This window comes from Bradyrhizobium sp. 23 (assembly GCF_023073295.1).
Classification (GTDB): Bacteria; Pseudomonadota; Alphaproteobacteria; order Rhizobiales; family Xanthobacteraceae; genus Bradyrhizobium; species Bradyrhizobium canariense_D.
The window spans coordinates 455,141-479,273 of record NZ_JADPJF010000037.1 but is presented as its reverse complement, the minus strand read 5'-3'; the positions used below and the strand labels follow the sequence as shown (position 1 = coordinate 479,273).

At 64.0% G+C, this 24,133-nt stretch carries 25 protein-coding genes; 19 read left to right on the top strand and 6 right to left on the bottom strand.

The window, feature by feature from the left end:
• The coding region (locus IVB32_RS08430; protein ID WP_247410082.1) for an alpha/beta hydrolase at nucleotides 1-651 on the bottom strand (651 nt) is incomplete at its 3' end.
• Nucleotides 652-790: 139 nt separating this feature from the next.
• On the opposite strand from IVB32_RS08430, the gene IVB32_RS08425 reads away from it, so the two are divergent.
• Nucleotides 791-1,333, top strand: coding sequence for a methylated-DNA--[protein]-cysteine S-methyltransferase (locus tag IVB32_RS08425; protein ID WP_018453282.1), 543 nt, complete (start codon nucleotides 791-793; stop codon nucleotides 1,331-1,333).
• Between the two features lie 17 nt (nucleotides 1,334-1,350).
• Here the strand turns inward: IVB32_RS08425 and IVB32_RS08420 are convergent, their stop codons facing one another.
• Nucleotides 1,351-2,895 carry an acyl-CoA synthetase gene (locus IVB32_RS08420; protein ID WP_026232503.1) on the bottom strand — a complete coding sequence of 515 codons (1,545 nt, stop codon included), beginning with the start codon at nucleotides 2,893-2,895 and terminating at the stop codon, nucleotides 1,351-1,353.
• Between the two features lie 120 nt (nucleotides 2,896-3,015).
• The gene (locus tag IVB32_RS08415; protein ID WP_018453284.1) at nucleotides 3,016-4,188 is read right to left on the bottom strand and encodes an acetyl-CoA C-acetyltransferase; all 1,173 of its coding nucleotides are present in this window, start codon (nucleotides 4,186-4,188) and stop codon (nucleotides 3,016-3,018) included.
• Between the two features lie 210 nt (nucleotides 4,189-4,398).
• On the opposite strand from IVB32_RS08415, the gene IVB32_RS08410 reads away from it, so the two are divergent.
• The 8 genes from IVB32_RS08410 (at nucleotide 4,399) to IVB32_RS08375 (ending at nucleotide 13,381) form a co-directional block, all read left to right on the top strand.
• A complete protein-coding gene (locus IVB32_RS08410) occupies nucleotides 4,399-5,001 on the top strand; it encodes a TetR family transcriptional regulator (protein ID WP_018453285.1) in 603 nt (200 codons plus the stop codon).
• 67 nt (nucleotides 5,002-5,068) lie between these two features.
• Nucleotides 5,069-5,827: an SDR family NAD(P)-dependent oxidoreductase gene (locus tag IVB32_RS08405; RefSeq protein WP_018453286.1), complete on the top strand. Its 759-nt coding sequence runs from the start codon at nucleotides 5,069-5,071 to the stop codon at nucleotides 5,825-5,827.
• Nucleotides 5,828-6,027: 200 nt separating this feature from the next.
• Nucleotides 6,028-6,834, top strand: a complete 807-nt coding sequence (locus tag IVB32_RS08400; RefSeq protein ID WP_026232504.1) for an enoyl-CoA hydratase/isomerase family protein — start codon at nucleotides 6,028-6,030, stop codon at nucleotides 6,832-6,834.
• 43 nt (nucleotides 6,835-6,877) lie between these two features.
• Nucleotides 6,878-8,749, top strand: coding sequence for an AMP-binding protein (locus IVB32_RS08395; protein WP_018453288.1), 1,872 nt, complete (start codon nucleotides 6,878-6,880; stop codon nucleotides 8,747-8,749).
• 27 nt (nucleotides 8,750-8,776) lie between these two features.
• On the top strand, nucleotides 8,777-9,904 hold the full coding sequence (locus IVB32_RS08390; protein ID WP_018453289.1) for an acyl-CoA dehydrogenase family protein: 1,128 nt from the start codon (nucleotides 8,777-8,779) through the stop codon (nucleotides 9,902-9,904).
• A 15-nt stretch (nucleotides 9,905-9,919) separates the two neighbouring features.
• Nucleotides 9,920-11,167, top strand: a complete 1,248-nt coding sequence (locus tag IVB32_RS08385; RefSeq protein ID WP_018453290.1) for an acyl-CoA dehydrogenase — start codon at nucleotides 9,920-9,922, stop codon at nucleotides 11,165-11,167.
• A 136-nt stretch (nucleotides 11,168-11,303) separates the two neighbouring features.
• Nucleotides 11,304-12,548 carry an acyl-CoA dehydrogenase gene (locus IVB32_RS08380; protein WP_247369047.1) on the top strand — a complete coding sequence of 415 codons (1,245 nt, stop codon included), beginning with the start codon at nucleotides 11,304-11,306 and terminating at the stop codon, nucleotides 12,546-12,548.
• Between the two features lie 134 nt (nucleotides 12,549-12,682).
• Nucleotides 12,683-13,381, top strand: a complete 699-nt coding sequence (locus IVB32_RS08375; RefSeq protein ID WP_018453292.1) for a nitroreductase — start codon at nucleotides 12,683-12,685, stop codon at nucleotides 13,379-13,381.
• A gap of 105 nt (nucleotides 13,382-13,486) precedes the next feature.
• On the opposite strand, the gene IVB32_RS08370 is transcribed toward IVB32_RS08375, so the two are convergent.
• Entirely contained in the window at nucleotides 13,487-14,035 is a 549-nt protein-coding gene (locus tag IVB32_RS08370; RefSeq protein ID WP_007597240.1) for a sigma-70 family RNA polymerase sigma factor, read from the bottom strand.
• Nucleotides 14,035-14,265, bottom strand: a complete 231-nt coding sequence (locus tag IVB32_RS08365; protein ID WP_026232505.1) for a NepR family anti-sigma factor — start codon at nucleotides 14,263-14,265, stop codon at nucleotides 14,035-14,037. The genes IVB32_RS08370 and IVB32_RS08365 overlap by 1 nt, the downstream gene beginning before the upstream one ends.
• Nucleotides 14,266-14,486: 221 nt before the next feature.
• Here IVB32_RS08365 and IVB32_RS08360 point away from each other — a divergent pair, with 221 nt between their 5' ends.
• The 6 genes from IVB32_RS08360 (at nucleotide 14,487) to IVB32_RS08335 (ending at nucleotide 19,451) form a co-directional block, all read left to right on the top strand.
• On the top strand, nucleotides 14,487-15,293 hold the full coding sequence (locus tag IVB32_RS08360) for a response regulator (RefSeq protein ID WP_247369049.1): 807 nt from the start codon (nucleotides 14,487-14,489) through the stop codon (nucleotides 15,291-15,293).
• Between the two features lie 162 nt (nucleotides 15,294-15,455).
• On the top strand, nucleotides 15,456-16,055 hold the full coding sequence (locus IVB32_RS08355) for a nuclear transport factor 2 family protein (RefSeq protein ID WP_026232506.1): 600 nt from the start codon (nucleotides 15,456-15,458) through the stop codon (nucleotides 16,053-16,055).
• Between the two features lie 262 nt (nucleotides 16,056-16,317).
• Entirely contained in the window at nucleotides 16,318-16,731 is a 414-nt protein-coding gene (locus IVB32_RS08350) for a hypothetical protein (protein ID WP_018453296.1), read from the top strand.
• Nucleotides 16,732-16,853: 122 nt separating this feature from the next.
• A complete protein-coding gene (gene htpG / locus IVB32_RS08345; RefSeq protein WP_247299309.1) occupies nucleotides 16,854-18,731 on the top strand; it encodes a molecular chaperone HtpG in 1,878 nt (625 codons plus the stop codon).
• Nucleotides 18,732-18,868: 137 nt separating this feature from the next.
• Nucleotides 18,869-19,150 carry a DUF3551 domain-containing protein gene (locus IVB32_RS08340; RefSeq protein ID WP_018453298.1) on the top strand — a complete coding sequence of 94 codons (282 nt, stop codon included), beginning with the start codon at nucleotides 18,869-18,871 and terminating at the stop codon, nucleotides 19,148-19,150.
• A gap of 31 nt (nucleotides 19,151-19,181) precedes the next feature.
• Nucleotides 19,182-19,451, top strand: a complete 270-nt coding sequence (locus IVB32_RS08335) for a DUF3551 domain-containing protein (protein ID WP_007597230.1) — start codon at nucleotides 19,182-19,184, stop codon at nucleotides 19,449-19,451.
• Nucleotides 19,452-19,495: 44 nt separating this feature from the next.
• On the opposite strand, the gene IVB32_RS08330 is transcribed toward IVB32_RS08335, so the two are convergent.
• Nucleotides 19,496-20,209, bottom strand: a complete 714-nt coding sequence (locus tag IVB32_RS08330; RefSeq protein WP_018453299.1) for an SGNH/GDSL hydrolase family protein — start codon at nucleotides 20,207-20,209, stop codon at nucleotides 19,496-19,498.
• A gap of 253 nt (nucleotides 20,210-20,462) precedes the next feature.
• On the opposite strand from IVB32_RS08330, the gene IVB32_RS08325 reads away from it, so the two are divergent.
• The 4 genes from IVB32_RS08325 to IVB32_RS08310 all read left to right on the top strand — a co-directional run.
• On the top strand, nucleotides 20,463-22,277 hold the full coding sequence (locus IVB32_RS08325; protein ID WP_018453300.1) for a long-chain-acyl-CoA synthetase: 1,815 nt from the start codon (nucleotides 20,463-20,465) through the stop codon (nucleotides 22,275-22,277).
• A 141-nt stretch (nucleotides 22,278-22,418) separates the two neighbouring features.
• Nucleotides 22,419-22,664 (top strand): acyl carrier protein, encoded by a 246-nt coding sequence (locus tag IVB32_RS08320; protein WP_018453301.1) that lies wholly within the window; start codon nucleotides 22,419-22,421, stop codon nucleotides 22,662-22,664.
• Entirely contained in the window at nucleotides 22,651-24,033 is a 1,383-nt protein-coding gene (locus IVB32_RS08315) for a fatty acid--CoA ligase family protein (protein ID WP_018453302.1), read from the top strand. The genes IVB32_RS08320 and IVB32_RS08315 overlap by 14 nt, the downstream gene beginning before the upstream one ends.
• The coding region (locus IVB32_RS08310; protein ID WP_247410095.1) for an SDR family NAD(P)-dependent oxidoreductase at nucleotides 24,026-24,133 on the top strand (108 nt) is incomplete at its 3' end. The genes IVB32_RS08315 and IVB32_RS08310, both read left to right, overlap by 8 nt.

Here is a 24,133-nt window from a genome sequence, read left to right as displayed (position 1 = left end):
CAGCGTCGGCATCCTGATGGACTCCGCGTCGGCCCTCGAGAACGGCGGGCGGTTGTCGCGGACCTGGCCGATCAGCGTGAAGGCGTTGTCACGCAGATTCTGCTTCACCAGGGCCGGCAGCCGCGGCCAGGTGCCGGGCCCTTCCAGCGTGTCGACGAAGACTGCAAGGCCGCCGTCGATGTCGAGGGCCGCGATCTTCTCGGCCGAGGCCGTGAACCGCGCCAGCAACGGCGAGGGGCCGCCGGCATAGTCTGGATCGAGGCTCGCGTCGAGCTCCCCGCCGGGCTCGGCCAGCACCAGCCGCCGGAGCAGGTCCGGCCGCCGCTGCGCCACGCGGAAGCAGATGTGCCCGCCGCGGGAATGGCCCATCAAATCAACCGGGCCGAGGTCGAGCTCCTCGATGAAGGCGATGACGTCGTCGACATGCTGGGCGATCGAATAGGTGTCGCCAACGCCATCCCAGCGATCGGGGAAGAAGTGCCGCAGGCTGACGGCCATCAGCCGGTGCCGCTGGGACAGCGGACCGAGCACGCAGCCCCAGACACGAAAGTCGTTGAGCGAACCATGCACGCAGACCAGCGGCGGCCGCCCTCGGTCTTCGCCCACGTCGAGATAGGGCATGTCGTATCCGTTGACGTGGAGGCTTTGCATTCTGGGCTCGCAAACAGGGAAGGCGGAACTCCTGTGCAAGATTCCCGGAAACCGGGTGGATCGCAACTATTTCCAAGTCTAGATTTGAGCTCAGTTCACATTGGGGCATGCGAGGGGAACGCAAGCCAAGGACGAAGTTATGACCGACCAGCATTTTGCCCTCTTCGACAGCAAGATCGGCCTTTGCGCCATTGCCTGGGGTCCGCGCGGCATCAACGGCACGCAACTGCCGATGGGCGGTGAGCAGAAGATCCGCACCCGCATCAGCCAGCGCCATGCCGATGCCAGCGAAGCCGCGCCGACCGCCGAAGTACAGCAGGCGATCGACCGCATCACAAAACTGCTCGCGGGCGAGCCGGATGACCTCACCGACATCCCGCTCGATCTCGATGGCGTGCCCGACTTCAACCGCGGGGTCTACGCGATCGCCCGCACCATTCCGCCGGGCAAGACCGTCACCTATGGCGACATCGCCAAGCAACTCGGCGGTGTCGAGCTGTCGCGCGACGTGGGCCAGGCGCTCGGCCGCAACCCGTGCCCGATCGTCGTGCCCTGCCATCGCGTGCTGGCGGCCGGCAACAAGCCCGGCGGCTTCTCCGCGAATGGCGGCGTGGTGACGAAGCTGAAGATGCTGGAGATCGAAGGCGCGCTGGTGAACCACACGCCGAGCTTGTTTGATTGAGGCGATGACGCCGCTGGCTAGATCTTCGCCGCCGCCATCGGCCAATATTTGTCGCGCAAATGCCGCTTCACCAGCTTCCCAGTGGGCGTGCGCGGCAGCTCGGCTTCGAAATCGATCGAGCGCGGGCATTTGATCGTCGAGAGGCGGCTCCTGCAATAGGCGATCAGGTCGGCCTCGAGCTCCTTGCCGGCGCGCTTGGGATCGTGCGGCTGCACCACCGCCTTGACCTCTTCGCCCATCTCCTCGTTCGGCACACCGAACACGGCGACGTCGGCGACCTCGGGGTGGGTGATGAGCACGTCCTCGGTCTCCTGCGGGTAAATGTTCACGCCGCCCGAGATGATCATGTAGGACTTGCGGTCGGTGAGAAAGAGAAAGCCATCCCTGTCGAGATAGCCGACGTCGCCGAGCGTCGACCAGCCTTTTGCGTTATAGGCCTTCTTCGTCTTCTCGGGATCGTTGTGATAGGCGAAAACCGGCGCATCGGCGAAATAGACCGTGCCGATCTCGCCCGTCGGCAGCTCCTCATCGTTCTCGTCCAGAATCTTGATCTTGCCGACCACGGCGCGGCCGACGCTGCCGCGGTGCTCCAGCCATTCTTTCGAGTTGCAGACGGTGACGCCGTTGCCTTCGGAGCCCGCGTAATATTCGATCAGGATCGGCCCCCACCATTCGATCATCTTGGCCTTGACCTCGACCGGGCAGGGGGCGGCGGCGTGGATCGCGCCCTTCAGTGTCGAGACTTCGTAGCGGTTACGGACCTCGTTCGGCAGCTTCAGCATGCGCACGAACATGGTCGGCACCAGCTGCGCCTGGGTCACCTTGTACTTTTCGACCAGTTTCAGGAAATCTTCGGCGTCAAAGTGCTCCATGATGATGGAGGTGCCGCCGAGCAGGACAGCCATCATGTTGAAGCGCAAGGGAGCGGCGTGATAGAGCGGTGCCGGTGAGAGATAAATAGTCTCGGCGTTCATGCCGCACATGCTGGCGCAGAGCACGCGCAGAAACGCGTTCGGCTCGTCGATCGGCTTGCCCTCGAAAGCCTTCTTGATACCCTTGGGCCGGCCCGTGGTGCCCGACGAATACAGCATGTCATAGCCGGCAACCTCGTCGGCAATCGGGGTTGTCGGCTGTGCGGCGGCTTCCTTGTCGTAGGAGCGGAAGCCGGCTTGCGGCTCGTCCATCATGTAGAAGACCGGCTCGCCGGGCGCACCCTTGATCAGCGTCTTGATCTGGTCGGCACATTTCGGTGTCGTGATCACGACCTTGGCGCCGCAATCGGCGATGATGTAGTCGATCTCGTCCTGCTTTAAATAGCGGCTGATCGCGGTGTAATAGAGCCCGCTGCGTTGCGCAGCCCAGCAGATCTCCATAAAGGCGAGGCGGTTCTCCATCAGCAGCGCGATGTGGTCGCCGGCCTTCAGCCCGAGCGAGCGGAACAGGTGCGCGCCCTGGTTCGAGAGCTCGTCGAGCTCGCGATAGGTAATCGCCTTGCCGGTCCCGGCCATTTGATAGGCGATCTTGTCGGGTGTGGCGCGGGCGTGGATGGAGGGGTGTGTCATGTCTCTGTTTACGCGGCTGGGAGTAACGTTCCCCGGATATCCGGGGTCCATTGTGAGGCATGGGTCCCGGCTCTGCGCCGCAGCGTTTCACGCTGCAGCGCGTCCGGGACACGAGAGGGCTTACAGCCGCTCCACGATCGTCACATTCGCCATGCCGCCGCCTTCGCACATGGTCTGCAGGCCATAGCGTTTGCCGCGCTGATGCAAGGCATGCACCAGCGTCGTCATCAGCTTGGTGCCGGAGCCGCCGAGCGGATGGCCGAGCGCGATGGCGCCGCCATTGACATTGAGACGTTCCGAATCGGCGCCGGTGGTCTTCAGCCACGCGGTCGGCACCGAGGCAAAGGCCTCGTTGACCTCGAACAGGTCGATGTCGTCGATCGCCATGCCGGCCTTCTCCAGCGCGCGCTTGGTGGCGTGCAGCGGTGCGTCGAGCATGATCACGGGATCGCCACCCATCATGGTCATGTGGTGGACGCGCGCCAGCGGCTTCACGCCGAGCTGCTTCAGGCCACGCTCGTTCACCACCATCACGCCGGAAGCGCCGTCGCAGATCTGGCTGGCGCTGGCCGCGGAGAGCTTGCCATTCTCGGCGATCAGCTTGACGCCCTTGATGCCGTCGAGTGTGGCGTCGAAGCGGATGCCCTCGTCGATGTGGTGGGTGTCCTTGGAGCCGTCGGCCCGGGTGATCTCAAGCGGCACGATCTCCGTCTTGAAACGGCCGGCCTGCGTCGCCGCGATCGCGCGCTGATGACTGTTGTAGGAGTACTCGTCGAGCTCATCCTTGGAGAGGCCGTACTTCTCGGCCATCATCTCGGCGCCGGTGAACTGGCTGAACACGATGTTGGGATAACGCTGCTCGATACCCGGGCTCTTGTAATTGCCAAAGCCGTTCTTGGCGGGAAGCTGCGACGACAGGCCCATCGGCACGCGCGTCATCGATTCCACGCCGGCGGCGATCACCACGTCCATCGCGCCCGACATAACGGCCTGCGCAGCAAAATGCAGCGCCTGCTGCGACGAGCCGCATTGGCGGTCGATCGAGGTGCCCGGCACGCTCTCCGGCAGTTTCGAGGCCATGATGGCGTTGCGCGCCACGTTGTTGGACTGCTCGCCGACCTGCATGACGCAGCCCATGATCACATCCTCGACCAGCGCGGGATCGACCTTGGTGCGGTCGACCAACTCGTCCAGCACCTTCGCGGCGAGATCGGCCGGATGCCATCCGGCGAGGCGGCCCCCCTTGCGCCCACCGGCGGTACGCGCAGCGGCGACGATATAAGCCTCGGCCATGTCGGTTTCTCCCTGGATTATTTTGAACGGTTGGTTGTCGGGGCGGGATTTAAGGGGCGACCGGTTGTTTAGTCAATCGATCAATTAACTCTTGTGGGGAGGCGCTGCTTGGGCTTATCTGCGGCCGCTCTTCCGCCAAAATCAGGGATCTCCGTGACTACCAGCGTACCGAACAGGCTCCCCAGCGGAAAGAATTCCACGGCAGAGAAATTGCTCGTGGCCGCGAGCGAGCTGATGATCGAACGCTCCTCGATCGAGATTTCCCTGAGCGACATCGCCCAGAAGTCCGGCGCCAACGCCGCGCTGGTCAAATATCACTTCGGCAACAAGGACGGCCTGCTGCTGGCGCTGCTCGAGCGCGACGCAGGAACGGAACTGTCCAACCTGGAATATCTGCTGGCGCAGCCGATCACGCCGACCGCGAAGCTGAAGCTGCACATCGGCGGCATCATCCGCGCCTATCACCGGTTTCCCTACATGAACCGGTTGATTCACTATCTGCTGCACGAGAGCGTCGCGGGCTCCGCGGACGAAGTCTCGAAATTCTTCGTCGCACCGCTGCTGGATTTCCATCGCCGCCTGCTCGCCGAAGGTGTCAGTCAGGGCGAATTCCGCGCCACCGATCCCGTGCTGTTCTACACCAGCCTGATCGGCGCCTGCGATCATTTGTTCTTCGGCCGGCACGCGATGTCACGCGCGACCGGCGTCGGCCCGGTCACCGACGACGTCTGCCGGCAATATATCAAGCACATGGAAACGCTGATCTGCGGCGGCATTCTCACGAATATCGAGGAAGCCGCCGCGGCCGGATGATCCGGCCAGAACGCAGAAGTCTAGAGAAGAAACGCCCAAGGAAAAGGTTCGAGGAAAGGTACAAGCGATGCAGTTGAAAGACGTAGCCGTTCTCATCACCGGCGGCGGGTCGGGCCTTGGTGCCGCGACCGCCCGCGCCATGGCCGCCAAGGGCGCCAAGATCGGCGTGATCGACCAGAGCAAGGAAAACGCCGAGAAGGTCGCCGCCGAAGTGAAGGGCATCGCGCTTCATGCCGACGTCACCAGCGAGGAGCAGATCAAGGCGGCGATCGCCAATGCGGAAGCCGCGCACGGCGTCGCGCGCGTGCTGATGAACTGCGCCGGCATCGGCGGCTCGCAGCGCATCGTCGGCCGCGATGGAGTCTACCCGCTGGAAAAGTTCGCGCGCATCATCAACGTCAATTTGATCGGCACGTTCAACTGCCTGCGTCTGTTCGCCGAGCGCTTGGTCACGATCGAGCCGGTCGGTGAAGAGCGCGGCGTCATCGTCAACACTGCTTCGGTCGCGGCTTACGAAGGCCAGATCGGCCAGATCGCCTATGCAGCGTCGAAGGGCGGCGTCGTCGGTCTCACGCTGCCGGCCGCGCGCGACCTCGCGAGCCAGAAGATCCGCGTCAACACCATCGCCCCCGGGCTATTCCTGACGCCGCTGCTGATGGGCTTGAACGAAGAGGCCCGCAAGAGCCTCGGTGCCCAGGTGCCGCATCCTGCGCGTCTCGGCGACGCCAATGAATACGGGTCGCTGGCCGTGCACATCGTCGAGAACCCAATGCTCAATGGCGAAACCATTCGCCTCGACGGCGCGATCCGCATGGCGCCGCGGTAGAGCTCTTTTTCCTTCTCCCCTTGTGGGAGAAGGTGGCGCGCTCCTGAGCGCGCCGGATGAGGGGTTCTCTCCACGATCTCACCTGTGGAGGCAGACCCCTCACCCGAGCGAATGCGCGGCGCGTGACGTACATGCCCTCTCCCACAAGGGAGAGGGCGCAGTAATCGGCACCATCGTTGCGGATGAAGGAAGTCGCGCGCATGTCCCAACCGCTGCTGATCGAGCACAATGACGGCGTCGACACCGTGACGCTCAATCGTCCTGAACACCTCAACGCGCTCGATCCTGCGTTGATCGACGCGCTCAACGTCTACTTCCAAGGCCTTCAGCGCAACCGCGACACGCGCGTCGTGGTGTTGAAGGGCGCCGGCAAGAATTTCTGTGCGGGCCTCGACCTCAAGGCGGCGATGGCGCGCCGTGCCGGCCAGCAGGAGCCGCCTGATGTCACCGAGTCGCTGGATTCGCAGCGGCGCATCGCCGACATCGTGATGCTGATGCGGCGCTGTCCGCAGCCGATCCTCGCGCTGGTACAGGGCGCGGCGGCCGGCGGCGGCTTTGCGCTGGCGCTCGCCTCCGACATCCGCATTGCGACGAGATCGGCGCGGATGAACTGCGCCTTCATCAAGCTCGGCCTTGGCGGCTGCGACATTGGCACCAGTTATTTTCTTCCACGCCTTGTCGGTGTCACCGTGGCATCGGAGCTGATCCTCACGGGACGCTTCATCGGCGCCGAGCGGGCGCTCGCGGTCGGGCTGGTCTCCGAGGTCGTCGACGAGGACAAGCTCGATGAGGCCGCCGAACCCTATGTCGACGCGATGATCACGGCCTCGCCCGTGGGCCTACGCCTGTCCAAAGAATGTCTCAACATGAGCGTCGATGCCGGATCGCTGGAAGCCGTAATCGCGATGGAGGATCGCAACCAGGTCCTGTGCAGCCGCTCCGAGGAATTTTCGGAAGGCATCAGGGCCTTCCTTGAGAAGCGAAAGCCTGTCTATATCAGGCGCTGACAATGAAGATCCGTAAAGGACGAGAAATTCCGGGAGACGCACTATGAGTGGAAGCGCGGCGGCGGTGATGACGAAACCCGCCTTTCGCAAGGTCAAGTGGCTTGGGCGCGACATCGACGTCGAGCGCCGCGACGACGGCACGGTGGTGCTGAAGTCGCGCATCCCGCTGCAGACCTACGAGAAGCATATTCCGGCTTCGCTGGCAAAATGGGCGAAGGAAGCGCCAGAGCGGATCTGGCTTGCCCAGCGCGGTGGCCCGAACCGCGAATGGCGCAAATTGTCCTATGGCGAAGCCAAGCGCATCGTGGATGCGCTGACGCAAGGCCTGCTTAACCTTGCGCTCGACGGCCGCCCGGTCACAATCCTCTCCGGCAATTCGATCGAGCACGCGCTGATGACGCAGGCCGCGATGCAGGCGCGCGTGCCGGCCGCGCCGGTCTCGCCGGCCTACTCCTTGATGAGCCATGATCACGTCAAGCTGAAATACCTGTTCGACCTGATCAAGCCCGGCGTGGTGATGGTGCAGGACGGCCCGACCTTCGAGAAGGCGCTGAAAGCGCTCGATCTCACCGGCGTCACCATCGTTCACGTCTTGCGGCCCTGCGATGGCATCGAGAGCGTCAGTTTTGCCGAGCTCGCGGCGACAGCTGTGACTGCCGATGTCGAAGCGTCGATCGCGAAGATCACGCCTGAGACCGTCGGCAAACTGCTGTTCACGTCAGGCTCGACCGGCATGCCCAAGGCCGTCATCAACACGCAAGCGATGATGTGCGCCAATGCGGCCATGATGATGCAGGTGCGGCCACGCGATCCCGGCGGTCCGATCTCGACCATGCTGGACTGGATGCCCTGGAACCACACCATGGGCGGCAATGCGGCGTTCCACCCGATCCTGGTCGATGGCGGCACGCTCTATATCGATGACGGCCGTCCGATGCCGGGGCAGTTCGAGGAGACTCTCCGGAATCTGCGCGAGATCTCGCCGACCTATTACGCCAACGTCCCCGCCGGCTATGCCGCGCTCGCCGCCGCCATGGAGAAGGACGAGGCGCTGTGCCGCTCCTTCTTCAAGAATCTCTCGATCATGGCCTATGGCGGCGCGCGGCTGCCTGATGACCTCTACGACCGCATGCAGGCTCTCGCCGTGAAGACCACCGGCGAGCGCATCGTGTTCTACACCGGCTGGGGCTCGACCGAGACCGCGCCGACATCGACCGGTACCTATTGGGACACCGAGCGCGTCGGCCTGATCGGCCTGCCGTTCCCCGGCGTCGAGTTGAAGATGGTGCCGTTCGGCTCGAAATACGAGCTGCGTCTGCGCGGCGTCAACGTCACGCCGGGCTATTTCGGCCAGCCTGACCTGACGAAGAAGATGTTCGACGAGGAAGGTTTTTATTGCATCGGCGACGCCGGAATCTTCGTCGACGACACCGATCCGGTGAAGGGCATCATCTTTGCCGGCCGGGTGGTCGAAGATTTCAAGCTGACCACCGGCACCTTCGTCCATGTCGGCTCGCTGCGCACCGATGCGATCGCCGCCGCGACGCCCGTCGTGCATGATGCCCTGGTCGCGGGGCAGGATCGCGCCTTCATCGGCTTGCTGGCCTGGCCGAACCTGCATGCCTGCCGTCAACTCGTCGGCAAGCCTGATCTCAGCTTCGAGGATGCAGTGACGCATCCCGAGGTGATCGCTTGCTTCAGGCGCGGGCTGGAAGCTCACAACCGGGAGTGCGAAGGCGCCAGCAGCCGCATCATCGCGCGCGCCATGCTGATGGCGGAACCGCCTTCGATCGACGGCAACGAGCTCACCGACAAGGGCTACATCAACCAGCGCGCCGGCCTGGAACGTCGTGCCGCGCTGGTGGGGCGGCTCTATGCTGACAAGCCTGACCAGGACGTCATCATTCTCAAGTAATCGACATCAGCAACACGGATACGCGCCATGAATTTCGATTTCTCCGACGACCAGAAGCAGCTCCGCGATCAGGCGCGCAAATTCCTCACCGAGAAGTGCCCACCCAAGGCAGTGCGCGCAGTCCTCGACGGCAAGGTGCCGTACGACAAGGAGCTGTGGAAAGGCCTCGCCGAGATGGGTTTTCTCGGCGTCGCCATTCCCGAGGATTTTGGTGGCGCCGGCGCCGGTCATCTCGAACTTTGCGTGATCGCCGAAGAGATGGGCCGGGCGAACGCACCGGTGCCGTTCTCCTCGACTGTTTACCTGGCTGCCGAAGCGCTGCTGATCGCGGGCAGTGACGCGCAGAAGAAAAAATGGTTGCCGGCCATTGCCTCGGGCGAGGCGATCGGCACGCTGGCGCTGTTCGAGGGCAAGGGCAATCCGTCACCGAAGAACGTCAAGCTCACGGCTGCGAATGGCGTGCTCAACGGGGTCAAGAAGCCGGTCGCCGATGGTACGATCGCCGACTTCGCGGTGGTGGCGGCACGCACGGGATCGAGCGGACGCGACGGCGACATCTCCTTGTTCATTGTCGATCTCAGGGCCGGCGGAGTCGAGGTGAAAAGCCTGACCAATCTCGATCCGACCCGCGGGCAGGCGGAGATCACTTTCAGGGATTGCAAGGCCGAGCCCCTGGGCGCGGCCGGCGAAGGCTGGAGCATCTTGACTCAAGTGCTCGATCGCGCTGCGGTGCTCTGCGCATTCGAGCAGGTGGGCGGCTCCGACCGCGCGCTGGAGATGGGCCGCGACTACGCGCTCGACCGCATCGCCTTCGGGCGACAGATCGGCTCGTTCCAGGCCGTCAAGCACATGCTGGCGGACATGTACGTGTCGGCAACGCTGGCGCGTTCCAACAGCTATTACGGCGCCTGGGCGCTTTCGACCAACGCCGCGGAGCTGCCGGAAGCCGCCGCCGCGGCCCGCATCAGCGCGACGCAGGCGTTCCAGCACTGCGCCAAGAACAACATCCAGGTTCACGGCGGCATGGGTTTCACCTGGGAGTTCGACTGCCACATGTACTACCGCCGCGCCAACGCGATGGCGCTCGGGCTCGGCAGCCTGTCCTATTGGGAAGACCAGTTGATCGACCGCATGCGCAAGAAGAACGCGGCGTAGGCGAAAGGCAACGTCATGAACTTCGACGACACTCTGCAAGAAGCCGAATTTCGCGCCACGGCTCGCGCCTGGATCGCGGCAAATGCGCCCAAGCAGTACGAGGAGGAGCTTCGCAAGTCCTCGCTCGGCCGCACGCAATTGAAGAACGCCAACATTCTGGAAGTGGCAAAGGCCTGGCAGAAGAAGAAGGCAGATGCCGGCTGGGCCTGCCTGCATTGGCCGAAGGAGTATGGTGGCCGCGGTTCGTCGCCGATCGAACGTGTGATCTGGCAGCAGGAAGAAGGGCCGTTCGGCCAGCTATCCCGCATGTTCATCATCGGCCACGGCATGTGCGGGCCGACCATGATGGCGTTCGCGCGCGAGGAGCATAAGCGCGCCTATTTGCCGCCACTCGCCTCCGGCGAAAAGGTCTGGTGCCAGCTGTTCTCCGAGCCCGCCGGCGGCTCCGACGTTGCGGGCCTACGCACGCGCGCCGAGAAGGATGGCGATGACTGGGTGATCAACGGCCAGAAGATCTGGACGTCGGGCGCGCACTATTCCGATTACGGCATTCTGCTCACCCGCACCGATCCGACCGTGCCCAAGCACAAGGGCCTTACCATGTTCTTCCTGGACATGAAGAGCCCTGGCGTCGAGGTGCGGCCGATCAAGCAGGCGAGCGGCGCTTCCGACTTCAACGAAGTCTATTTCACCAACGTCCGCATTCCCGATCACCAGCGCCTCGGCGAGGTCGGTGACGGCTGGAACGTCTCGCTGACCACGCTGATGAACGAGCGCAGCGCGATCGGCGCGGCCGTCTCGACCGGCTTCCCCGAGCTGTTCGAATATTGCTCCAGCCTGATGCTGGACGATGGCCCGGCAATCGAGGACCGCGCGGTGCGCGCGAAGCTGGCGAGCTGGGCGGCGAAAGCGAGCGGACTGAAATACACCAGCATGCGCGCGATCTCGGCGCTGTCGAAGGGCGAGCGTCCGGGACCGGAGAACTCCATTGGCAAGCTGGTCGCGGGCTCCATGATCCAGGATGTCGCGACCTATGCGCTGGATCTGCAAGGCGCTGCCGGTGTGATCAGCGGTGCCGAAGATTCCGAACTCGCCGGCCGCTTCCAGGCGATGCTGCTGCGCGCGCCGGGAACCCGTGTCGAAGGCGGCACTGACGAGATCATGCGCAACATCATCGCCGAGCGGGTGCTGGGCCTGCCCGGCGACATCCGTGTCGACAAGGACGTGCCGTTCAACAGGATCCTGACGAAGGGAAGAGGCTGATGATCCTCATCCTGAGGAGCCGCGGAGCGCGGCGTCTCGAAGGATGCAGGCCCAACGGGGGCCTCGTGGGTCGAGACGGCGCTGCGCGCCACTCACCATGAGGGACTAAGACAGAGCAAGAACGAAGAGGTCCGCCATGAATTTCGACGACACCCCGCAGGAAGCCGCCTTCCGCGAGACCGCGCGCAAATGGGTTGAGGCCAACGCGCCGAAGGAGTTTTTGGCTGAGCTGTCAAAATCCTCGCTCGGCCGCATCCGGCTGGCCAACCACGACATCGTCGATGTCGGCAAGGCCTGGCAGAAGAAGAAGGCCGAAGGCAATTGGGCCTGCCTGCATTGGCCCAAGGAATATGGCGGCCGCGGTGCGACGCCGATCGAGCGCGTGATCTGGCAGCAGGAGGAAGGCGTCTATGGCAAGCTGACGCAGCCGTTCCAGATCGGCGAGGGCATGTGCGGGCCAACCGTGATGGCTTTTGGCAGCGAGGAGGCCAAGCGGCGCCATTTGCCGAAGCTGGCCGCGGGCGAGGAGATCTGGTGCCAGCTGTTCTCCGAGCCATCAGCGGGCTCTGACGTCGCGGGCTTGCGCACGCGCGCGGAGAAGAAGGGCGACAATTGGGTCGTCAACGGCCAGAAGATCTGGACCTCGGGTGCGCACTATTCCGACTACGGACTTTTGATCGCGCGCACCGATCCCAATGTGCCCAAGCACAAAGGTCTCACCATGTTCTTCCTGGACATGAAGAGCCCCGGCGTCGAGGTGCGCCCGATCAAGCAGGCCAACGGCATGCAGGAGTTCAACGAGGTCTATTTCACCGACGTCGTCATTCCCGACAGCCAGCGTCTTGGCGCCATCGGCGAGGGCTGGAGCGTGTCGCTGACCACGCTGATGAACGAGCGCATGTCGATCGGCTCGCGGCTTGCGACCGGCGTCCCGGAGATGTTCGAGTTCTGCTCCAACCTGATGCTGGAGGATGGCCCCGCCATCGACGATCCCGCCGTGCGCTCAAAACTCGCGAGCTGGGCGGTGAAGTCGAGCGGGCTGAAATACACCAGCTACCGCGCGATCTCGGCGCTGTCCAAGGGCGAGCGGCCGGGACCGGAAAATTCGATCGGCAAGCTCGTCTCCGGCATGATGCTACAGGACATCGCAACCTATGCCATGGACCTCCAGGGCGCGGCCGGCGTTCTCACCGGCACGGACGAGGAGACCGTGCAGGGCCAGTTCCAGCAGATGCTGCTGTCCTCGCCTTCGATGCGCATCGCGGGCGGCACCGACGAGATCTTGCGCAACATCATCGCCGAGCGCGTGCTGGGATTGCCGGGCGACATCCGCGTGGACAAGGACGTGCCGTACAACAAGATTCCGACCAAGGGGCGTTGACATCTCGTGTCCCGGACGCGCGAAGCGCGAGCCGGGACCCAAGAGCCATAATAGACAGGCCACAATGGGCCCCGCCTCAGCGCCGCATCACTTCGTGCTGCGTCGCGTCCGGGGCACGAAAGCGAGCTTAAGCAATGGACGCTGCAGTCAATCATAACAACCGCATCGGCGTGCTCGAAGAGCTGCTCAACGAGCGCTACTCGGTGCGCGCCTTCCTGGCCAAGGAAGTCGATCGCGCGACGATCGAGCACGTGCTGACCACCGCCCAGCGCACGGCGTCCTGGTGCAACAGCCAGCCCTGGCAGGTCGTCATCGCCAGCGGCGAGGCCAAGGAGCGTTTCCGCAAGCTGATCTACAAGGAGGCTTCGGGCGGGCTCGGGGACGACTATGATTTCACGCCGCCGCGCGAATATCTCGGCGCTTATCTCGAACGCCGCCGCGAGAGCGGTTTTCAGCTCTACAACACGCTCGGCATCGCGCGCGGAGACAAGATGGCCTATGCCAAGCAGGCGCTGGAGAACTACAATTTCTTCGGCGCGCCGCATGTGGCCATCATCCATACCGACGAGCCGCTCGGCATCTACGGTGCGATCGATTGCGGCGCCTATGTCTCGAACTTCATGCTGGTCGCGCAGGCGCTCGGGCTCGGCACAATTCCGCAGGCGGCGCTCGCGCGCCACTCCGGCCTGATCCGCCGCCATTTCAATTTGCCTGATGATCGCCGCATCGTTTGCGGTATCTCGTTCGGCTATGCCGACAATGCCCACAAGGTCAACAGCTACCGGACGTCGCGTGCGAGCCTGGCCGAGACCGTGACCTTCGTGGACGAGTGATCGAGGCGATGCACGCTTCGTATTGGACGTGATCCCGTTCGCGCGAAAAGACGGCCGCGGATGCGGCCGCCTTCATCGCGGTCTCAGTTCGATTGACGCCGGCCGTCAGCCGCCGCTGCCGCCGATCACGGCGCGAATGGTCTCGTCGGGCCCGAAATCCTCGGCGCCGTCGACATAGAGCAGCGCCGCGAGCTTGGAGCGCGCACGGTTGACGCGGCTCTTGATCGTGCCGACTGCGCAGCCGCAGATCGAAGCCGCGTCCTCATAGGAGAAGCCGGAGGCGCCGACGAGGATCAGCGCTTCACGCTGGTCCTGCGGAAGCTTGTCGAGCGCCGTGCGGAATTCCTCGAACTCAAGATGGGCGTTCTGCGAGGGCTGCGTCTTCAGCGTCTTAGCATAATTGCCTTCGGCATCCTCGACTTCCCGCCGCCGCTTGCGATAGTCGGAGCGGAACAGGTTGCGCAGGATCGTGAACAGCCATGCCGGCAGATTGGAGCCGGGCTGGAACGAGTCGATGTTGGCGAGCGCCCGCAACAGCGTCTCCTGGACCAAATCGTCGGCGCGGTCCGCATTGCCGCTGAGCGAGATGGCAAACGCGCGCAGACTGGGCACGGCCGCCAGGATGTCGTTACGCAGGGAATCCGTGAGAGGCATCAATCCCTCCCATTGTTGTCGTTAGAGCCGCCACCATTTTCCACTTGGGGGGTCGCTCCCGGCGCATCAAGTTTCTTGATCAGTTCCGCGAACCGGTCCGGAACCCCCTGCCGCACCACGTCGTCGTACATGGCGCGCAGCTGGTGCCCGATCCGGGACTGGATCTCCGGAGTGAGCCCTCCCTTGCCGGGGGTCGTGCTTTTGCTGGCTTGAGACTTGAGATCTTTCATGACCTGTTCCACGTTTCCCCGAGTTAAGTAGCTGTAAAATCGAGAAGTTCTCTCAACCGGGAGCCGTTCCCTGGATAGGCTCAATGCGAGCTGCGAGAAAAAGTTCCGCCCCCATGCGGAACTTTTCTTGGTCTGAGGCGTAATCAGCCCAGCAGGGGAACCCGGGCCCCCCGCCTAACGCCTGCACGTCAAGGTCGGCCCGAAGATGATATGGAGTGGGGATGTCCCGTTCACAGCTCGTTGCTGAACACTTGCCGTTGTTGCGCCGGTACGCACGCGCCCTGACGGGCAGCCAGTCCTCCGGTGACGCCTATGTCGCAGCCATGTTGGAAGCCATGCTGGGAGATCCGTCGGTGCTCGACGAGAGCCACGGGCCGCGCGCCGGCCTGTTCCGGCTGTTCACCCAAATCTGGAATTCCGTTTCCGTCAACGACGATTCCGAGGTGACGAACCTGCCGATGCCGCCGGAGCGGCGGCTGTCCAACATCACGCCCTTGCCGCGGCAAGCCTTCCTGCTGCTCTCGCTCGAGGGATTTTCGGAAGAAGAGGTCGGCTACATTCTCGGCACCGACGTCGGTGAGACGCGCCGGCTTGCGGATGCCGCAGGGCGTGAGATGGCAGCCGAGATCGCCACTGACGTGCTGATCATCGAGGATGAGACCTTCATCGCCATGGATCTCGAGAGCCTGGTGAAGAACCTCGGCCACAATGTCGTCGGCGTCGCCCGCACCCACGCCGATGCGGTCGCGCTGGCAAAGAACAAGCGACCGGGCCTGATCCTCGCCGACATCCAGCTCGCCGACGGCTCGTCGGGCCTCGACGCCGTCAACGAGCTGCTCCGCACCTTCGAAGTGCCGGTGGTGTTCATCACCGCATACCCCGAGCGCTTCCTCACCGGCGAGCGACCGGAGCCGGCCTTCCTGATCTCGAAACCGTTCCAGCCGGCGATGGTGTCGGCGGTGGCGAGCCAGGCGCTGTTCTTCCAGCGCAACTCCCGCAACCGCGCGCCGAAGGCACCGGCGGCGTAACGAAGGCGCCAGCGCCCGGCATTTTGACGAAATCCGATCCGGCGTGCCGCAAGGTGCGCCGGATTTTTGTTGATCCGGTTGTCACGCTTGACGGCCATCGAATTCGCCGCTCATACCTCGCGCAGCGGCCGTTGCAGCCGCGGTGCCATCGGAGACGTGTTCATGGACCAGCAACTCCTCGATCGCCTCGCCATCCGCGACCTCGTCGAGAACTGGGCGGTGTGGCGCGATGCCGGCGATTGGGAGCGTTTTGCCACCGTCTGGCACGAGGAAGGCTGGATGTCCGCCACCTGGTTTCAGGGGCCGGCGCGGGATTTCATGCGGGTCAGCCAGGAGGGGTTCGCCAAGGGCGTGCGCATCCTGCATTTCCTCGGTGGCTGCAGCATCGATCTCGAGGGGGCGCGCGCCATCGCGCAGACCAAGATGACCATCTCGCAGCGCGCACCGGTGCACGACGTGCCCTGCGACGTCGTCTGCACCGGGCGCTTCTACGATTTCCTGGAGAAGCGGCAGGGAAAATGGGGCATCGTCCGCCGCCAGCCGATCTACGAGAAGGACCGGATCGACCCGGTTGATCCCTCCGCGACGCTTCAGCTCGACCAGAAAGCCCTTGCCGCGCTGCCCGAAGGCTACCGCCACCTCGCCTACATGCAGGAGCTGATCGGCTACAAGGTCAAGCGCGACATGCCAGGCCTCACCGGGCCCGAGGTTGAGAAGCTCTATGCGGAGGGGCGGGAGTGGCTTGCGGGGAAGGCGAACTGAACGCCAGACAAAAGTAAGGCGCGACTGGCATCACCACAGTCGCGCCCTACGTCGCCGGCTTATGGGGCAGGGGGGAATAGCCGGCTGTTGATACGACTCCCGTCCCTGAAAGTCGTTCCAGGGGGTTGCAAAATTTTTCGTGGGGCCATCCTTTTCGCACCCTGCCTTTTCGCACACGGTTAAGTGATCTTAACGCCTGAGAACTCTGGGTCCTCTCCTCGCGTTGTTCCCGCGATCGCCATGGGGCGAGGGACCGACAGCCATGTCACAGATTCAAAAGGTATTTTTAGGCGCCGTCGCGATCGCCGCGACGCTTGGCGCCGTCCAGGTCGGCGCCGTGCAGCTGGCCTCCGGCCATGATCCGGCCGACCGCTGGCAGGCGGTCGCTGACAAGCCGGGCCATAACGTCAATCGCTCCAGCAAAGCGGACCGGCTGGCCGACATCAAGCAGGCTGAGGTTCCGACCCGCACCGTGTCGATGCGGCTGAACGATCTGGCCGACACGTCGGTGCTGCTGCGGGTCCCCGCGGTGATCGAGACCGGCAACGCCAAGCCGCCGGTGTTGCTCCCGGACCAGAAGCAGAGCCGCAAAAAGCCGACGATCGCCTGCGAGCCGATGGTCAGCTCCCTGACCGAGGTCGCAAAGCTGCTCCAACCCGGCCGCTGTGTGACTTGATCGGCTTTGGCCACGGACAAGTCGCCCTCCGCCCGGAGGGCGATTGCTGACGTCTACTTGATCCCCTGCCCCCTCGCGTTATATCCCGGGTTTCTTCCTCTTTGGATTGACCGGGTAAACGCATGACGACGTCAGACACGGCTGTGCATACGCAGCCCTTCCAGGCCGAGGTTTCCGAGCTTCTGCACCTGATGGTGCATTCCGTCTATTCCGAGACCGATATCTTCCTGCGCGAGCTCGTCTCCAATGCCTCTGACGCCTGCGACAAGCTGCGCTATGAGGCCATCGCGAATCCGGCGCTGCTGGGCGAAGGCGACGCGCTCAAGATCCGGATCATTCCGAACAAGACGGCCGGAACGCTTGCGATCGCCGACAATGGCATTGGCATGGAGCGGCAGGAGCTGATCGACCACCTCGGCACCATCGCCCGCTCGGGCACCAAGGCCTTCGTATCGAAGCTCAAGGAGGCCAAGGATGGTCTCGGCCTGATCGGCCAGTTCGGCGTCGGCTTCTATTCCGCCTTCATGGTAGCCGACAAGATCGTCGTGGTGAGCCGCCGCGCCGGCGAGAGCGACGTCTGGACCTGGACGTCCTCGGGCGGCTCGGGCTTCGAGATCGCGCGTGCCAGCGAGGAGGATGCGGGCCGCGTGCAGCGCGGCACCGAGATCGTCCTGCATCTCAAGGACGATGCGAAGAAATATCTCGAAGCTTACGAGATCGAACGTATCGTCGGCGCTTATTCCGACAACATCCTCTTCCCCATCGAGCTCGTGCCTGAAGGGGGCGAACCGCGTCAGATCAATTCTGCGAGCGCGCTGTGGCAGCGCTCGAAATCCGAGCTCACGCCGGAAGACTACAAGAAGGCCTATCAGCAGATCGCCTCCGCCTTCGACGATCCCGCGATGACGCTGCATTATCGCGCGGAGGGACGTTACTCCTACGCCGTGCTGCTGTTCGCGCCCTCGACGAAGCCGTTCGACCTGTTCGAACCGAACCGCAAGGGGCGCGTCAAGCTCTATGTCCGCCGCGTGTTCATCACTGACGATGCCGATCTGCTGCCGGGCTATCTCCGCTTCATCCGCGGCGTCGTCGACAGCGAGGATCTCCCGCTCAACATTTCCCGCGAGATGCTTCAGAACAATCCGCAGCTCGCGCAGATCCGCAAGGCCGTGGCGACCCGCGTGCTGTCCGAGCTCGAAAGCCTGGCGGAGAAGGATCCGGAGAACTTCGCGAAGATCTGGGAGGCCTTCGGCGCGGTGCTGAAGGAAGGCATCTACGAGGATTTCGAACGCCGAGAAAAGCTGCTCGCGCTGTCGCGTTTCACCACGACCTCGGGCGAGAAGCGCTCGCTCAAGGACGTCGTCGCCGGTTTCAAGCCGAACCAGACCGAGATCTATTATCTCGTCGGCGACAGCATCGACCGGCTGAAGTCGAACCCCCGGCTCGAGGCGGCGACTGCGCGCGGCATCGAAGTTCTGCTGCTGTCCGATCCCGTCGACGCCTTCTGGACCTCGATGCCCTCGGAGTTTGACGGCAAGCCGCTGAAGTCGCTGAGCCAAGGCGATCTCAATCTCGACCTGATCCCGCGCGTCGACGAAGCCGACGAGGCGAAAAAGGACGAGCCGCCCGCCGACGAGGCCGCCACCATCGCGGTGATCAAGGCCGCGCTCGGCGAGCGCGTCAGCGACGTCAAGGCCTCGACGCGTCTTACCAGCTCCGCGTCCTGCCTCGTCGCCGACAGCCAGGGCCCGAGCCGCGAGCTCGAGCGCATCCTGTCTCAGCAGAACCGTGGCATGCGCACCAAGCCGATCCTTGAGATCAACCTGCGCCATCCGCTGGTGACGGCGATCACGAAGGCTCAGGCCGGCTCCAAGATGGTTGACGATCTCAGCCTGCTCCTGCTCGAACAGGCGCAGATCCTAGACGGCGAGCTGCCGGAGGACCCTGCGGCGTTTGCGGCAAGGTTGAACCGGCTGGTGTTGCAAGGGCTCGGCGCGTAGCGGGCGCAGTGCACCGCACTCACCTTGCCGTCATCTGCGCGCAGGAACGGTCGCCTCTGCCATGGTGTTATGCCATACGAGGTGGCCGGCATCCGGGCCGCCGACATGGCCGACATGACAGATTCGAGGATTTCTCCATGCGTTTGCCGATCCTGACCCTGACCGCAATTGCCACGCTGTTCGTGGCGGCAGATGCCAGCGCCCAGACCTACGATCCGCGTTACCCGGTGTGCATGCACGTCTATACGCCCGGTAGTTTTGGCGGGGGCGGTGGCGATTATTTCGATTGCTCCTTCACCTCGCTGCCGCAGTGCCGCGCCACGGCCTCGGGCCGCTCGGCAAGCTGCGACGTCAATCCCTACTATGCGTTCGACCAACCCCCGCCGCCGCCGCGCCGGCGCCACAAGAACGTGCACTAGCGATCCGCAACGGCCTTCAGGGGGAATTTTCATGCATCGCTTGTTCGGCCTGATCATGACCGTCGGTGCCCTGCTCACGGCCGCGCCGTCGCATGCACAGACCTTCGATCCGCGCTATCCCGTCTGCATGCACGTCTATTCCGGTGCAAACGGCGGTGGCGGGGAGTGGTACGATTGCTCCTTCACCTCAGTGCCGCAGTGCCGAGCTACGGCTTCCGGCCGCTCCGCCAGCTGCGATCTCAATCCGTATTATCCGTTCAACGCACCGCCGCAGCGCTTGCGCCATCAGCGAGGCGGCTAGGGCTCACCGCCCGTTCGGCCGTCAATCAGACGGAGTATGCAGGGCTAGCTGCCGTGGGGCGCCTCGTTGGCCGCGGTGACGATCGCGTCGGTCAACTGCCAGGTCATCTTGTCCGTGGTCCAGTCGCTTGCGTGCAGCCTGCTGTCGTCGCCCGGGTCGACCATGCGGTCGAACGAAATTCTTGCAACGTCGTGCCAGCCCTTCATCAGCGCGAAGCGGCGAAAGACGTTGACCCGCTTTGCATGCGCGATCTCGCTGATCGCTGCGACCATCGCGTTCGCCTTGTCGGCCTTGGCCGGCGTCAGCACCGCCGGCACATATTGCAGATCCATTAGGATGACGTCGATCCCTCCGTCCACAAGCAGCTGATCGACGCCGTCAGCGATGGCCCTCCTGGTTTCGTCGAAGGTCGGTGGATTCTGATCGGCCGATTGCCACACCGCATTGGTGCCGACCTGCCAGATCACGAGATCCGGCTTCTGGTCGAAGACGTCGTGCTTGAACCGCAAAAGCTCCTTGGGAGCCTCTTCGCCGCCGACGCCCCGGTTGATGACATCGATCCCGGGCTTCGGAAATATGCTCCGAAGGTCCGCCAGCAATCGTTGCGGATAGGGCGCGATGCCTCCTTCGCCCGCCGTGGTCGACGAGCCGATCGCGACCACCTTGACCTGTCCGCGCCTCAGGCCATTGGCAAAATTGGTCAGCGGCTGCTCGAACGGCGCGGCCTGGACGGGAAATTCAGACGAGCCGAGAGCCACAGGTCGTCTCCCTTTCGCAACCGGGACAATGCAGGGTCAAAAAGACTAACCCGTTTGCCCGGAGCCGCCTAGCCTCACGCCCCGACAACTGGCTTTGCTATTGCAAGAACTGCCAGGCGGCGCACCTCGATCGCCTCCGGTTTGGTAAAGGATCACTAGAGTTAATCGTGCACTAACCCGGTTTTACCTTGTCTCTTAACATCTGGGCAGGGCGTGCGAGCTAAGCTGCCGGAAACCCGCAGACACGTAAAGAATGAACGGCATGACAACCGGCGTCATCGAGCAACCGAAAGCCGCGCGCGCACCTTCGGCTTCGAAAATCTGGCTGAAGGCGATCGAGCTCACCGCACGGATCGAGACGTTGCCGGGCCGGCTGTTCGCCGATGTCGTCGACGATTGGGCGCAGCGCCAGCCAGATCGCGTTGCGCTGACCACCGATGACGCGAGCCTCGACTATGAGGGACTTTCGAAACGCATCAATCGTTATGCGCGCTGGGCGCGCTCGGCCGGTGTGGCCAAGGGCGGCACTGTCGCGCTGATCATGCCGAACGGCATCGATTATGTCGCGGCCTGGCTCGGCATCAGCCGCGTCGGCGGCGTGGTCGCGCTGATCAACACCAAGCTCGTCGGGCACTCGCTCGCGCATTGCGTCGGAGTCGCAAAGCCCGCTCACATCATTGTTGCGCATGAGCTTGCAGCGGAGCTGTCCGGCGCGTTGCCGCACTTGAAGACGGAAGCAAAGGTCTGGACCCACGGCGATGCCCGCAGCGAGCGTCCGATCGATGTCGCGCTCGACGCCCTCGATGACCGGCCGCTTTCGCCGGACGAGCGTGGTGACGTCACCATCGACGACCGGGCCCTGCTGATCTACACGTCCGGGACGACCGGCCTGCCGAAAGCCGCAAGCATCAGCCACCGCCGCATCCTCAATTGGGGCTTTTGGTTCGCCGGCCTCACCGGCGCGACGCCGCAGGACCGGCTCTACGATTGCCTGCCGCTGTTCCACTCGGTTGGCGGCATCGTGGCACCATGCAGCATGCTCGCTGCCGGGGGCTCGGTTGTGATCGCAGATAAATTCTCAGCCTCGAATTTCTGGCCCGACATCGTGCGCCACGACTGTACGCTGTTCCAGTATATCGGCGAGCTCTGCCGCTATCTGCTCAAGGCGCCGCCGTCGGAATACGAGAACCGGCATCGCCTGCGGCTCGTCTGCGGCAACGGCCTACGCGGTGACATCTGGGACGATTTTCAGGCGCGTTTCGCCATTCCGCGCATCCTCGAATTCTACGCGGCGACGGAAGGCAATTTCTCGCTGTTCAACGTCGAGGGCCAGCCCGGCGCGATCGGCCGCGTTCCGCCGTTGCTTGCGCATCGTTTCCCTGCCGGTCTCGTCAAGCTCGAGCCCGATAACGGCGCCCCGCTGCGCAATGCGGAGGGGTTTTGTATCCCCTGCGCGCGCGGCGAGGCCGGCGAAGCCATAGGCCGCATCGGCACGGCGGATGAGGGCGGCGGCCGCTTCGAGGGCTACACCGAGGCGAGCGAGACCGAGAAGAAGATCCTGCGCGATGTCTTTGCCAAGGGCGATTCCTGGTTCCGCACCGGCGACCTGATGCGGCTCGACGAGAAGGGCTTCTTCCACTTCGTCGACCGCATCGGCGACACCTTTCGCTGGAAGGGCGAGAACGTCGCGACTTCGGAGGTCAACGACGCCATGCGGGGTTTCACTGGCGTGATCGACGCCACCACCTACGGCGTCGGCATTCCCGGCACCGACGGCCGCGCCGGCATGAGTGCGATCGTGGTGAACGAAGGCTTCGCCGTCGAGGCACTGCCCGCCCATCTCGCACAGCGCCTGCCCGCCTATGCTCATCCCGTCTTCATACGCATCTCGCGCGAGCTCGATGCGACCGAGACGTTCAAGCAGAAGAAGGGCGAGCTCGCGCGCGAGGGATTTGATCCCGGCGCGGTCTCCGATCCGCTGTTCATGCTGGACCCGAAGACCGGCGCCTATGTCGCGCTGGACGCGGAGACGTATGCGCAAATCAACCAGGGTACGATCCGGCTCTAGCCGCGCGAAAATCCGCCAGATAGGTCCAATTTTATCCGAATTGTCCAAGAAGCCATTTACTTCTGTCGGGTAAACAAACGGGCAAGGGAGGCGGTCATCAAGAACCGCCGCAACACGAACGACAACAGAAGCGAGCCAGCCATGTCGGTACGGTCTAAGGTCATTGAAGCGATCCAGCAGATCGCCAAAGAGCAGCACGTCGCGCTTCCCGCACTCTCGGACGAGCTGTCCCTGCACGAGACGGGCTTCGACTCGCTCGCCTTCGCCATCCTGGTGGCGCGCCTCGAGGACGAGACCGGCGTCGACCCTTTCACCATTTCCGAGGACGCAGCGTTCCCCGCCACCGTGGGCGATTTCGTGCGGGCCTACGAAAATGTCCCCGCGTGAGATCTTTGCGCTCCGCGACCATCTCGGCGCGGAGCTGACCGGCCGCACGCTGTCGGACGCGCACGATGTCGTGTCGTTGACGGATATCCTGTCGCAGACGGTCCTGGGTGGCCGCCTGGGCGAGCTGTCCGGCCGCGCGGTGCTGCTGAAATTGTCCGACCAGCTCCGATCGGGTCTTGCCATGATCGAGCTCGACGGTATTGCCCGCCGCATGCTGCTGTGCCCGCCGGATCTCAACCCGGCGCATCTCGACGCGCTGATGGCGAATGCCGGGATCGATGCCGTTGTCACCGACGAGCCCGATCGCTGGGCCGAGACTGGCGTGCCGCTGGTCGTCACCGCACAACTGCCGCTTCAAGCCACAGCGCCGGCCAGGACCGAACGCGCCACGGAATGGCTGATGCTCACCTCGGGCACGTCGGGCGTGCCGAAAATCGTCGGCCATACGCTGGAAGCACTCACCGGCGCCATCGTCGCCGAAGGCCCGGCGCGCGGACCCGCGCCGGTATGGGCGACGTTCTACGACATCCGCCGCTATGGCGGCCTGCAGATATTCCTCCGCGCCGTCCTCTCGGGCGGCTCGATGGTGCTGTCCGATCCGCATGAGGCGCTCGCCGATCACGTCACGCGGCTGAACGCGCGGGGCGTCTCCCACATCTCCGGCACGCCCTCGCACTGGCGCAAGCTGTTGATGAGCGGCTCGGCCGCGCAGTTCGCGCCGCGCTATGTCCGCCTCTCCGGCGAGATCGCCGACCAGGCGGTGCTGGACGGCCTGAAAGCGGCGTTCCCGAATTCCTCCGTCGGCCATGCCTATGCGTCAACCGAGGCCGGCGTCGGCTTTGCCGTCAATGACGGGCTGGAAGGCTTTCCGGCGGACTACCTCGGCAACCGCAACGGCGTCGAAATGAAGGTCGTCGACGGCTCGCTACGTATCCGTTCGACGCGCACGGCGCACGCCTATATCGGCCGCGACGCGGCTGCGCTCACCGATGCAGACGGGTATGTCGATAGCGGCGATATCGTCGAATTGCGCGGCGACCGCTACTATTTCGTTGGCCGCCGCGGCGGCATCATCAATATCGGTGGGCTGAAGGTTCACCCCGAAGAGATCGAGGCGGTGATCAACCGTCATCTCGATGTGCGGATGTCGCGGGCGAAGTCACGCAAGAGCCCGATCACCGGCGGCATCGTCGTCGCCGACGTGATCCTCGCCGACGGCACCGATCCGGCGCGCGCGAAAGAGATCCGCGACCAGATTCTGGATCAGTGCCGCGCTCAGCTCGCCTCCCACAAGGTGCCGGCGGTGATCCGCTTCGTCGAGGCGCTCGACGTCACCCCGGCCGGCAAACTGGCGCGCACCGATGCATAATGTTCTCGTCACCGGCGGTAGCCGCGGTATCGGCCTTGCGATCGGCCAGCGGCTTGTTAATGGCGGCTACAACGTGATCGCGGCGGCGCGGCGCGAGAGC